This is a genomic window from Paenibacillus sp. BJ-4, from assembly GCF_020404765.1.
In the GTDB taxonomy this organism is placed as follows: domain Bacteria; phylum Bacillota; class Bacilli; order Paenibacillales; family Paenibacillaceae; genus Paenibacillus.
In genome coordinates, this window is the sequence record NZ_JAIVEM010000152.1 from 1 (window position 1) to 13382 (window position 13382).

6 protein-coding genes are annotated in these 13382 nt (G+C 56.4%); 1 reads left to right on the forward strand and 5 read right to left on the reverse strand.

Going from position 1 to position 13382, the window contains the following annotated elements; translation table 11 throughout:
* The 4 genes from LCF57_RS23235 to LCF57_RS23250 form a co-directional block, all read right to left on the reverse strand.
* A partial coding sequence (locus LCF57_RS23235) for a non-ribosomal peptide synthetase (RefSeq protein WP_226002838.1) occupies positions 1–4149 on the reverse strand: 4149 nt, incomplete at its 3' end.
* Positions 4150–4381: 232 nt separating this feature from the next.
* On the reverse strand, positions 4382–6115 hold the full coding sequence (locus tag LCF57_RS23240; protein WP_226002839.1) for an ABC transporter ATP-binding protein: 1734 nt from the start codon (positions 6113–6115) through the stop codon (positions 4382–4384).
* The gene (locus LCF57_RS23245; RefSeq protein WP_226002840.1) at positions 6112–7938 is read right to left on the reverse strand and encodes an ABC transporter ATP-binding protein; all 1827 of its coding nucleotides are present in this window, start codon (positions 7936–7938) and stop codon (positions 6112–6114) included. Before LCF57_RS23245 ends, LCF57_RS23240 begins: the two co-directional genes overlap by 4 nt.
* Positions 7928–11209 carry a non-ribosomal peptide synthetase gene (locus LCF57_RS23250; RefSeq protein ID WP_226002841.1) on the reverse strand — a complete coding sequence of 1094 codons (3282 nt, stop codon included), beginning with the start codon at positions 11207–11209 and terminating at the stop codon, positions 7928–7930. The genes LCF57_RS23245 and LCF57_RS23250 overlap by 11 nt, the downstream gene beginning before the upstream one ends.
* 22 nt (positions 11210–11231) lie before the next feature.
* Here LCF57_RS23250 and LCF57_RS27730 point away from each other — a divergent pair, with 22 nt between their 5' ends.
* Positions 11232–11360 (forward strand): hypothetical protein, encoded by a 129-nt coding sequence (locus tag LCF57_RS27730; protein ID WP_264083776.1) that lies wholly within the window; start codon positions 11232–11234, stop codon positions 11358–11360.
* Positions 11361–11362: 2 nt separating this feature from the next.
* On the opposite strand, the gene LCF57_RS23255 is transcribed toward LCF57_RS27730, so the two are convergent.
* The coding region (locus LCF57_RS23255; RefSeq protein WP_226002842.1) for a condensation domain-containing protein at positions 11363–13382 on the reverse strand (2020 nt) is incomplete at its 5' end.

Sequence of the window (13382 nt, forward strand, 5' to 3'; positions counted from 1 at the left end):
AAACGGATAATTCTGATGTTCAAAAGCGCCCAGCGTCGTCTCCTTGATTTCCTTCAAGTAGTCAAGGAACGTCTTACCGGCAGCCGGATAACTGCGGATGGCCAGGGTATTGACGAACATCCCGATCAGCGGCTGAACGTCGCCGTGATTTCTTCCGGCAATCGGCGTTCCCACGATCAGATCTTCCTGACCCGAATATTTATGCATAAGGATGGAGTAAGCCGACAGCAGCACCATGTACAGGGTAGTCCCCGTCCGTGCCGCCAGTTCCTTCAGCTTCTCCGTCCGCTCTTTCCCGATATAAAACTTCACGGTCCGGCCGTCAAAGCTTTGCACCGCAGGCCGCGGGAAGTCCGTCGGCAGCTCCAAGACCGGCAGCTCGCCCGATAGCTGTTCCAGCCAGTACTCCTTCTGCGGCTGAAGCATCTGCCCGTAGGCTTCGGAATGCTGCCAAACGGCATAATCTTTGTATTGAATGCGCAGCGGGGCCAGCTCCTCGCCCCGATACAGGCGGCTGAACTCGTCGAAGAGCAGCACTGTCGAAATGCCGTCCGAGACGATATGGTGCATATCGAACAGCAGAATGTGGCGATCCTCGGCGACTTCGATCAGGCCGATGCGGAGAAGTGGCGGCTTGGTCAGATCAAACGGGCGATAGTAAGCTTCCACCACTTGGTCCACTTCCCGCTCGCTCGCCTGGAAATAATCGACAGCAAACTCCACCTCGTCATAGATGCGCTGGACAAGCTCGCCTTGAACCTGCTCGATCCCGGTACGCAGCGTCTCATGGCGCTGAATCAGCGCCCGGAACGCGTGCTCGACGCGCGTGCGGTCCAGCTTGCCTTCGAGAAGAAGCGCCGCCGACATATTGTAGCTGCGCTCGGCCCCGTCAAGCTGGCGCAGGACGTACAGACGCTTTTGCTCGGATGAAACCGGATAGTACTCGGCCTCAGCCGCCTTTGTAATCTCATACGTCTCCTGCTGCCTTAAACCGCCGATTCTTTGGGCCAGCTGTTCGATCGTGGTGTAGCGGAAAACTTCCCGCAGCGGAACCTCGACTTGCAGCTCTTTCCGAATCTTGGAAACAAGCGTGGAGGCCCGCAAGGAATGACCACCCAAGTCAAAGAAATCGTCTTGGACTCCAACTCGCGCAATACCCAGCACCTGCTGCCAAATGAGAGCAAGTCTTGTTTCCAGCGTTGTGCGAGGAGCCACATACTCACGGCCTGCTTCTACCTCTCCGGTCGGTTCAGGCAGCGCTTTACGGTCAATTTTGCCGTTCGGCGTGAGCGGAAGCTTATCAAGAGACACCAGCCGGGCCGGGACCATATGGGCCGGCAGCTCTTGCTTCAATTGGGACAGCAGATCGCTCAGCTGCAAGGAAGCATCCGCCGCCACGTAGCCGCACAAATACTTTTGCCCCTGCTCATCCGTACGGTCGGTCACCACAGCCTGCTTGACGCCCGGGAAACGCAGCAGGGCCGTTTCAATTTCGCCGAGTTCGATCCGGAACCCGCGAATTTTCACCTGATAGTCGATCCGGCCGATGAAGTCGACGTTGCCGTCTTCCAGCCAGCGGGCCAAATCGCCTGTCCGGTACAGACGTTCGCCCGGCACAAACGGGCTGTCCGCAAACTTCTCGGCGGTTAGGTCCGGACGGTTCCAGTACCCGCGCGCCACCCCGGCGCCGCCGATGACAAGCTCGCCCGGAACCCCTACAGGAACCGGCTTTAACGCGGCATCGACAATGTAAAACCGGGCGTTCAGCCAAGCTTTGCCGATCGGCACATGACCCGACGGCGGCAGCTTATCCAGCGGCTCACCGTAAAAGCTGCTGTCAATGGCCGCTTCGGTAACGCCATAGCTGTTGATGATGCGGAATTGTCCTCCGAATCTTTCCTGCAGCAATCGGTAATCGGTGACACTGCAAGCATCCGAGCTGGTAATCAGCAACTGCATGGAGCTAACGTCCAGCCCTTCTTCATAAATATGCTGCATGAACGGCAGGATGAGCGCAGGCGTCGATTCGAATACCGTAATGTTTTGGTCCCGAATCCAGCCGTATAAGAGGTTCGGATCAATCCGGTCATCCTTCGGCACAATCACCATCGTGCCTCCGTTATACAGCGTCCGCGCGATGTCTCCGACGAACACGTCAAACGAGAAGCTGGCCAGCTGCAGCAGCCGCACCGGAAACTGATCCAACCGGTACTCGCGACGGTACGCATCCGCCGTATTCACGAGACTACCGTGCTCGATCATGACGCCTTTCGGGCGTCCCGTCGTACCCGAGGTGTAAATCACATAAGCCAAGTCTTGCGGGGCGCTGCCGGCAGATTCAAATTCCACGGCTAAGGCATCCCCGTTATAAATCTGTTCATCGTCCATGGCATAGACAGCTTGAAGCTTCAGCCGGTCATCGGCCAACCAACCTCCGGCCCGCTCCAACAGATGACGCTGCGTAAGCAGCACCGATGCATCGCTATCGCTGAGCATGTACTCAATCCGCTCCGCCGGATAATCGGGGTCCAGCGGTACATAGGCTCCGCCGGCTTTCCAAACGGCGAGCACCCCGACCAGCAGTTCCACCGAACGCTCCGCCCAGATCCCCGTAATCGTCTCCCTTCCCACGCCCTGTTCGCGAAGGAGAGAAGCCAGCCGCTCGGCGCGTTCGTTCAATTCGCCGTAGGTCAGCTGTTTGTCCATGTAGACGACTGCCGGATGATCCGGAATTTCCCGGGCAAACTTTTCAACATACCGATGAAACGCTTCTCCCTCGCTCAGCCCTGCCACCGGCGGGTTAAAAACGTTGAGAATGCGGTGTCTCTCCTCATCGCTCAGCAGAGAAATCTCGCGTACCGGCAGTTCGGGAGTCTGAAGAAACTGGTCCAGAACGGTTACATACTGTTCCATAATCCGATCAATCTCGGCCGTCTCGAACAGGCCGGTACGATAGGAAGCATGGAGAATTACATGGCCTTCATTCAGCATATGGTCGAAGCGCAGCAGCAAATCGTCCATCTCGTGCCTAGCGAAGTGAGCCTCCCCGCGTACCTTGATTTCTTCGTACTCCACGATTTTCACAGGCAGATATTCCAGAGACGTGCGGAACAGCCCCGAAAGATCGTTGCGGCCGTGTTGTTCGCGTAAATCCTGGATCAATTGGTTATAAGGGTATTTCTGATACCGCAGATCCGCCGTATTTTCCTTGGAAACCGTTTGGATCAAGGAAAGCACGTGCCCGTCTGGATTCAGACGAATCCGCGTAGCCACGGTGCTGACGAACATGCCGATCGTTTCTTTTTCCTTCTTGCTGGTGCGATTGGCGAAAACCGTGCCGACCGGAACATCGGTGCTGTCGGTCAGCTTGTACAATAAGGCGTACATGGCGGACAGAAATAACGTATATAAGCTGACCTGATATTGTTCGCTGAAGGCCAGAATGCGTTCATACCGGGAACCGTCCAAAGTGATGGCCAGTTTATTGGATTCGCTGCCGATCGAGAGTGGCGGATACGATTTAATGCCGGTCGTTTCAGGCAAAGTGTTGTACTTCGTCAGCCAGTATTCCTTGCCTTTTTGATAACGCTGCGATTGTTCATATTCACGCTCCGCGGAAATATAATCCAGATAGGAAGGGGCCTGGTAACTGCTGGAGATGCCTTTGCGCAGTTCCAGGTATTTTTCCATCACCGCATGCAGCAAAGCATTGACGGACAAGCCGTCGGCGATAATATGATTTACCGTCAAATTGAGCCATACTTGGCCGTTCGCAAAATGGATAATCGTAAATTGGTAGAGGTGTTCGTCGAACACGCTGGCCGGTTTTTCACTTACTTCTTTCACCCAAGCATAGAATTGTTCGGTTGTGCCTATTTCGAGGCGGCTTATCCTAGCTTGGACATTCTCCGGCTCTTCGAACCACTGCGTTGGATTTTGCAAATCCCCGCTAATGCGGATTCGGAAAGCGTCATAGGTTTTGACGATCTCTGCCGCCGCTTGCTCCAGAAGCTGTATGTCGATCTCGCCCGTAATCTGGTAGGTCGCGGAAAGCATCGTGATGGACGTTCCCGGATTCATAATTTCCATGAACCATATTCGGCGCTGGGCTTGCGTTAATCCATATTGCTCGTTGGTATTCTCTCTCACATCGACACACTCCCGGTTTACAGATTCTTTATAGATAGGCTTTGTACCTAGATGTCACTTAGTCACTCTTAAGAAGAACCGCGCAGGCCATTCCCGGAACGGCTCCTTCGGACTCTTCCCCCTTTTTCGTGTCTACGTTTTCTGGTAACTACCGGTTATAAAGTCATACCCTTGGATTACTAAAAGACTCTGTCGCATTCGCAAGCAGGAAGCCGCCCGCCGTAAAGCGGGTCTAGCCGTACAGCCGGGCGTAATAACCCCCGAGCGCCAGCAGGTCCTGATGGCGGCCCCGCTCGACGACCGTCCCTTGGTTCATGACGGTAATCAAATCCGCATGTTCCACGGTGCTGAGACGGTGGGCGATCAGAATGGTGGTGCGCCCCTTCGTCAATACGTTCAGGGCCTGCTGTACCCAATGCTGGGATTCGTTATCCAGCGCGGAAGTCGCTTCGTCCAGCAGCAGAATCGGGGCGTTTTTGAGAATCGCCCGGGCGATCGCAATTCGCTGCCTTTGTCCGCCCGACAACGACGCTCCTCTCTCTCCCACCGGCGTTTTATACTGTTCAGGAAGTTCCTGAATGAAATGGTGAGCGTACGCCGCTTTGGCCGCTTCGATCACTTCTTCATCCGTTGCATCCGGGTTGCCGTAGCGGATGTTTTCCTCAATCGTGCCGGTAAACAAGAACGGCTCTTGCGGAACGTATGCAATCTGCCTGCGGATTTCGTCCAGCGTGTAATGGCCGAACGGTTTGCCTTGGAGCAGGATTTCTCCGCTGTCCACAGGATAAAAGCCGAGCAGCAGCTTGATCAGCGTACTTTTGCCGCTGCCGCTGGCCCCTACGATAGCGGCGACCTGGCCGGGAAACACCTGCATGGACATGTCGACAAGCACCTTTTTATCCGCCTGATAGGAAAATTCCACATCGCGAAACTCCACCGCAGCCTCCGATACGAGCTCGCTGTGAGGAGATCCCAAACGCTCCGGTTCCTCTTCCTCTCTTAGTACCTCTTGAATCCGGTGAGCGCCCGCGAGCGAATTTTGGGTCATCGACAGAACCATCCCCAAGTTCAACAAGGCGTGCGTCAGATTCACTTGCAGAACCGCCAGGGCGGCGACGCTTCCCATTCCCATCAGTCCGTAGGCATAAAGAAGACTGCCGATGACGATGATGCCGCAGAACGTGACGTAGCTGATAAAATGGTTCGCCGCAGCCTGCATGCCGTTCTTCTGCGCGGTTTGCCGAAGCGTCTGCGTCATTTGTTCGTTCAACGCCTCGTACTGGCCGTAAATCGTGCGGATGCGGAACAGCTTCACAATTTGAATGCCGCCCATAAAATCTTTGAATTTTTCGGTCATTTTACCGAGCATTTGCAAGCCTTGTTCGGACAAGACCCGAATATCTCGCGCAAATTTCAGGCTGACCACGGAGGACAGCAGCAGAATGACGAAGGATACGCCGGCAAACCGCCAATCGATCAACACCATGGAGACAATGGAGCCGATGCAAAAGACAACTTGAAGCAGCAAAACGAAGTAAACCTGCGAGAATGTAAACTCAACGGTCGTTACGTCGTTGTTCACCCGCGACAGCAAGTCCCCATGGTGCGTCTGCTCCAGGAATCTCGGCCGCACCCGGCACAGCTTGTCATAAAGACGTTCGCGGATATTCAGCACAGTCAGCTCGACACTGCGCTGGTATAAGTAAATGAACCAGGGAGAAATTATATTTTCCAGGAACAGGACCGCGCCCAAAATAATAAAGGCTTCCACCATCAGGGACGTATCTCGGGACACGGCGAAATCAACCAAGTAATGTACGACCAAGCTGAAGGCGATTAGGAACAATGTCTGGGTGAGCGCTGTCACGGCCAGACCAATGGCGTACTGGGTTTTGCGCTTGCGGTTCATAAACGTCAGCAAGTAGCCGAGTTCTTTCACTTGCGAGAGCCATCCGCCCTTTTTCATGTGTACGCCACCTCCCTGCGTTCGGCAGACTCGGTAAATTCCTGGTAGTACGACTGGGCGTACAGTCCCTTCATCTCCAGCAATTGTTCATGAGTGCCCTTTTCCACAATATTTCCTTGTTCCATGACCCAAATTTCGTCGGCGTTTTGTACCGTAGAAAGCCGGTGGGCAATAACCATCATCGTTCTCTGCTTCATCAACACGTTGAGCGCTTCCTGAACCGCGCTTTCCGACTCCGGATCAAGAGCCGACGTTGGCTCGTCTAGCAGCAGAACGGGAGCATCCTTCAGAAAAGCCCGGGCCATTGCAATGCGCTGGCGCTGCCCGCCGGACAAAAAGCCTCCGCGCTCTCCGACATACGTCTGGTAGCCGCCGGGAAGCTGCATAATGAAGGAATGCGCCTGAGCGGCTTTGGCGGCTTCGATAATCTCGTCCATCGACGCTTCTTCCCGCCCGTAGCCGATATTTTCGGCGATCGTGCCGCTAAACAAATATGAATCCTGGGTTACCACGGAAAAATGCGACCGAAGCTGCTCCGGATCGGCGCCGTGGATCAGGCTGCCGAACACGCGGATCTCGCCCTGGTCCTCCGGAAGCGGATAAAAGCCGCATACAAGCTTAAACACCGTGCTCTTCCCTCCGCCGCTCGCTCCGACAAGCGCGATCGTCTTCCCTTCCGGCACCGAGAAGCTAACATTCCGCAGGATCGGGGAGCTCTCCTCATACCCGAAGGTTACGTTCTGAAACTCGATGGGGGCGGCGCTCGCTTTCGGAAGCGAACGGCCATTTTCCGTTTCGGTCGGCTGCTCGACGATTTCGGAGACCCTTCTCAGGGCACCGGCCATTTCGAACGTCCGCGTGATGAGCTCGGGAATATGCTCCAGCGGCTCCAGACACAGATTCAGCAAGTACAGGAAGGCGATCAGCTCTCCCGCGCCTAGCTGCCCTTTGTAGATCAAATAGCTTCCGTAACTGACGGCGAAAATGATCGGGCTGATCATCAGCGTGGAAAGCAGCGGGTTGACCCAGGCTTCCCGCTTTTTCACAGCCAGCTTTTTTTGGGCCGTCAATTGCAGCAGCGCTTGGTAGGAGCGAGATAACATGCCGGATAGCAGGTAGCTTTTTACAATAGGCATACCCCCAAGCGTATCCTGGAGGTTGACGTTCATTCGGCCCATGTTCGCCTGGGCTTCCTCCGTCAACCGCTCCAACTGCTTGCCGATCCATTGGGAAACCAGCAGCGCTACAGGAAATAACAGCAGGCTGTACAGCATCAGCTCCCATTGGAGGTAGATCAAATAAGCGAAACAGCCGATGAACAATAGCGGATGATAAAACCACTGGGCGAGGTCCCGAATCATAAACTGCTGGATGAGCTGCAGGTCGTTGTTGATCCGCGACAACACGTCGCCGGAGTGCTGCTTTTCCAAATAGGAGACCGGGAGTTTGCCGATATGACGCATGACATGGTTGCGGATATCCTGCACCGCAGAGGCGCTGCTTCGCTCCACGCCGAAGCTCATGAAATACTTCGCCGGCACACCGATCAAGATGACCACAAAGACCGTGTACACGATTTGCAGAACGATTGGCCCCGCCCCCTTCTCGGCCTGGGTGGTCAGCTGCTCGATCAAACTTCCCGTCCATATCTCAATAACAGCGGCGGCAATTGCGGACAAGATACCGACGATCATCCAGCCTTTGTGACGGCTTACATAGGACATCAGCCAGCGGAACGCTTTCCAGGCGGCGTAAGCGGTTTGGCGCTTGGAAGGCGCCGCTGTGCCTTGTTCTAGAACAGACGGCTGGCGGTCAGCTTCCATGCAGTACCCCGGCCTCCGCTTCGATCTGCCGCTTGACTTGCTCTAAGATGTCCCGGATGACGGCGGCCGTTTCTTCCACGCGCGCGAGTTCCAGCAATTCCTCGTGCGCGCCCTCCAGCCGGTAATCGGCGTAAGCTTGCGTCGTTGCCCCCCGCCAGGAAGGCAATTGGTGCTCCAGGCGGAACGCTTCGCTGTCCTTCGCAATCAGTTCGTAAATCCGGGCCGGGATCGTGCCGGAATTAATAAGCTGCGCTTCGTACGCCAAGGTCGCTTTGACCTTCCGATGAACCCGCTCCCGCACGAGCGGGTTGCTCATTAATTCCTTCTCTTCTTCGTCGAAATCGGCAAGCGTTTCTTCAAGCTCTTTCTCCGACGTTTCGGAAGGCGTCAGCGTGTCCTTAATCCACGAGTCCACCATGAGCACGTCCGTTACGGAATACCCTCTTTTCTCCATCGTTTTGGCTACCTCGAACGTCAGGTTGCCTCCGAAGCAGTAGCCGAGCAGCACGTAAGGTCCTTCCGGCTGGATGCGGACGATCTCGTCCACATAACGGTTCAGCATGGCCTCGTAATCGGCGGCATCGTCGATAAAATCAATGCCGTAGAGCACGAACCGGCCGTCGAGCCTGCTTGCGAGCTCTCGGTAACCGATGCCGAAGCCGCTGCCCGGAGGGAAGCAGAACACGTTCAGATCTCCTGCTTTATTCAGCTTAATGAAGGAGTCCCCCCCTTTATCCAGGCCCAGATCCCCCTCTCCGAAAGCCATGGCTTCAACTGTTACATTATGGAATTGGCGGTTCAGCGGTATCTCAATGCCCGTTTCATCGTAAACGGCTTGAACGAGCCTCATCAGACTTAACGAATTGCCACCCAACTCAAAAAAGTTATCCTTTACGCCGACCTGCGGAACGCCAAGCGTATCCTGCCAGACGCGGGCGATCTTCATTTCGAGCAGCGTTCTCGGCGCGACATATTCCGCTCCTCCGGTCGCGGCTTCCTCCGGCGCGGGCAGCGCTTTGCGGTCGATTTTCCCGTTCGGGGTCAGCGGCATCCGCAAAAGCTGCACGAGGTGCGAAGGAATCATATACCCCGGAAGCTGCTTGGCGAGCTCCTCCTTGAGTTCATGCGCCGCCAGCCTCGTTTCCGCGACGTAATAAGCGACAAGCTGCTTTTGGCCGTTCGCGTCGTCGCGGTCGAGCACCTTGGCTTCTTGCACGGCGGCGATCTTCAGCAGCTGCTCTTCGATCTCGCCGATTTCGATCCGGTAGCCGCGGATTTTGACCTGATGGTCGATCCGCCCCCGGTATTCGATGTTGCCGTCCGGCAGCCAGCGGGCGAGATCTCCCGTCCGGTAAAGGCGTTCTCCCGGCGCAAACGGATGTTCCACGAACTTCTCTGCCGTTAGCTCCGGATGGTTCAGGTAACCTCTCGCAAGCCCCACGCCTGCCACGCACAGCTCGCCGTCCACTCCCGGAGGCACAAGCTGCAGGTGGGCATCCAAAATAAAAATCCGGTGATTGGCCAGCGGGCGCCCGATCGGAATGACTCTGCGCTCCGGCTGCTCCTCATCCGCATCCCAAAGCGTCGTAACAATCGAAGCTTCGGTAGGGCCGTAAGCATTGAAATAGTGGACCTTCGGTTTCCACTGCTGCACGAATTCGGCCGATACCGCCGAGCCTCCCGTTACGAGCTTCGTTAAGCTGGGAAGACGGTCCGGGTTCAAATAAGCGCTGTACGTCGGAGGCAAAATCGCCGCCGTAATCGCATGCTCGTTCATATAACTCTCGAACAGGCGGTTATCGAGAATCGTCTCGGCCGTCGGGATGTACAAAGCCGCGCCAAAATAGAGCGCTTTGAACACTTCCCAGCAGGACGCGTCGAACGACAGGCTGGCGAATTGAACGATCCGGTCATGCTCCGTGATGCCCAGCCTGTCCGCGAACATCAGCTTCAAGCTGACCAAACCGCGATGCTCCAGCATGACCCCTTTGGGTTTGCCCGTCGTACCTGACGTATAGATGACATAAGCCAGATCATTCGGACCGCTGGCCGGCTCCAGGTTCGAAGCGTCCAGCGCATCGGCGGAGTCCGCCCCTCTGTCACCCCAAACGAAATCGTCCAATTCGAGGCGCGTTCCTGCGAAGTCGGTCTTCTCGTGCAAATGCTTTTGAATCAGCAATAACGGCGCGCCCGAATCCTCGATCATGAAGCGGATGCGCTCCTCCGGGTAGTCGGGATCGACAGGCACGTATGCTCCGCCCGCTTTGAGAATCGCCAGAATGCCGACGACCATATCGAGCGAGCGTTCGGCCAGAATCGCTACCAGCTGGTCTGCTTCTACTCCCGTCTCCCGCAGCTTCCGCGCAAGGCGGTTGGATCGCTCGTTCAGCTCGCGGTAGGTCAGCTGCCGCTCGTTCATGACGGCGGCCACGTTGTCCGGGTAATGCTCCGCCTGCTCTTCGAACAAGCCGTGAATCGTTTTCCCCCGCTCGAACTCGGTTTCGGTGTCATTAAATCGCTTCAGCAGCGTCTCCCTCTCGTCTGGGGACAGCACATCGGCTTGTCCGAGCTCCAGATCCGGCTGAAATAAAAGCACGGACAGCAGCCGAACAAGATGGTCGGCCGCCTGTTCCACAAATGCCCGCTCGTACCGCTGCCCGTCAAAGCTTATCTCCAGCTCGATGGAGTGGTTTTGGCGGTCGAAGCGAAAAACCGTATCGGCCGCCACCCGGTTACCTAGCGGTCCCGGATGAATCGGGGCGAAGGATGCGACGGTGTTGACGACCGGGAGGCCGTCCCCCGTATAGTCCAGATGGAGCGGCTCCACCATTTTCCGAAAAGGCAGGTGCTGATGCTCCAGCGCCTCGCCGATGGAGGCTTTGATGCCCCCGAGCAGCGTTTTCAGCGTAGTCTGGCGGCTTACGGACGTCTTGATCACCAAGATGTCATGCGGCGGCGGAGTCCCGTCGGGGTCTGCGCTATAAGAAGGCATGCCGACCAGCACTTGGTCCCGCCCGGTATATTTGAACAGCAGGCTTTTTACTCCTGCCAAAACAATCATGTACAAAGCCAAATCCGAACCGTTGGCGAGGCAAATGATTCTCTCCGAGAGTTCGCTCGGCAGAGTACGGTGAAGCAAGCCCAGCTCGGCCGCAGCTTCCCCGTCGGCAGATAATTTGGAGGATTGACTGTAGGGAAGGAAGCTCAGGCTGTCATCGGCGTCAAACTTGCCGCTCCAGTACCGTTCTTCCTTTTCAAATAAAGATTTCATTCGTACCTCCCCTAAAAATGAAGTGAACGCATGCCCCGGCGCAGGTCCGAAAAGCTTGCTTTCGGCCTGCGCGTTTACGGGCTTGGACGTTGTTCGCCGTCTTCCTTGGGATGCGCGCCGCTTTCGCTTGACGGCGGAGGCGCGCTTGTAGGATTAGAACGCGAATTCGATCGTATCGACAGCACTCTTTGCGCCTGCCGCCGGTTTATGACATTCAATCCGGCTTAACTCGAGTTGTGGATTTTCCGCAATTTGAGACAGTACCCGCAGGTAATCCTCGGTCAAGGTGCGGATCATCGCTTCTTTGAACAGCTTGGTGGCGTAGAAGAAGCCCCCGCTCAGCGCCCCGTTGTTTTCATACATAAACAGCGTCAGATCGAACTTCGCTTCTTCCAAATGGTCAAGCTTGTAAGTCTTCAGGCTGACCCCTTCCAGCTCGGCGTCTCGTTCTTCGATATTTTGCAAGTCGAAAACGGCATCGAACAGCGGGAAGCGGCCCGGCTCCCGCTTCACATTCAAACGCTCCACGAGCTCCTCGAATGGATAATCCTGGTTCTCGAAAGCACCCAAAGCCGTTTCCTTCACTTCTTCCAGGTAGGACAAGAACGTTTTGTCGCCCGACGGACGATTGCGGATCGCCAGCGTATTGACAAACATCCCGATGACCGGTTCCAAATCGGCGTTCGTTCTTCCCGCCACCGAGGTGCCCACGACCAAGTCCTCCTGCCCGCTGTACTTGGACAGCAGCACGGTATAAGCCGCAAGCAGCACCATGAACAGTGTGCTTTCACGCTCGGCCGCCAATTCGCGCAGCCGCGCAGAGAGAGAAGCTTCGACGTCGAACTCCAGATGCGCGCCTTCGTAGCTGCGAGCCGCAGACCGTTCGTAGTCCATCGGCAGGTCCGCCGTCGGCAGCTCGCCTTCGAAGGTTTGCAGCCAGTACGCTTCTTGCCGCCCGATCCGCTCTCGGTGGGCCTTCGACTGCTGCCAAACGGCATAATCCTTGTATTGAATGCGCAGTGGCGGCAGTTCTTCCCCGGCGTAGAAACTCGAGAACTCATCGATCACAATCGCCATCGATATGCCGTCGGACACCATATGGTGCATGTCGAAAAGGAGAATATGCAGGTTCGGCTCCAGCTCGATGACTCCAGCGCGCAACAGCGGCGGCTTGCCGAGATCAAACGGACGAACGAAGCTGCGGACGATCTGCTCGATTTGAGCCGCATCCTCTTTATCCGCTTGATGATGCTCGATAGCAAAATCGACCTGCGGGTAAATCCGCTGAACCGCTTCGCCCTTCACGATTTCAAAACCGGTGCGCAGCGATTCATGCCGTGTTATCAATTTCCGCAAGGCGGCTTCCAACCGGTCTAAATCAAACTCGCCTTCCACCTGCACCAGCTCCGGCATGTTGTAAAGCTGATCCGCTCCATCCAGCGTGTGCTGAATGAACAGCCGTTTCTGCGCGGAGGACAGAGGGTAGTATTCTCTCTCCTCCGCTTGAGGAATGGCCTCATGCTCCCGCCGTTCCATCCGGGCGATCGCCTCGGCCATCGCCGCAATCGTCGAGTGACGGAATACGTCGCGCAGCGGCAGGTTGACGTTTAATTCCTTAAATACCTTGCCCGCCAGCGTCGTCGCTCGCAGGGAGTGGCCGCCGATGTCGAAGAAGTTGTCGTGAACGCCAATCTCCTTCGCAAGCCCCAACACCTCCTGCCAAATCGCCGCCAGCTTCGTTTCCAGCTCATTGCGCGGTGCGACGTACTCCGTTCCGCTTCCCGCTTCCCCTTCCGGCGCTGGCAGCGCCTTCCGGTCAATCTTTCCGTTCGGCGTCAGAGGCAGGCGCTCCAGCTCCACGAAGTACGACGGGATCATGTAGCCCGGTAGCTCCTGCGCCAGCGCGCCGCGCAGATCGTTCACTGCCAGTTCCGCTCCGGTATCCGGCGTGTAATACGCGCATAGCGCCTTCTGCCCGTTCGCGTCACTTCGAACCAGCACCACCGCTTCGCGCACGCCTTCCACCCACAGCAGCTGCGACTCGATCTCGCCCGTCTCGATCCGGTACCCCCGGATTTTCGCCTGGTTGTCGATCCGGCCGATGAAGTCCACGTTGCCGTCCTCCATCCACCGCGCCAAGTCTCCCGTGCGGTACAGCCGCTCGCCCGCGGCG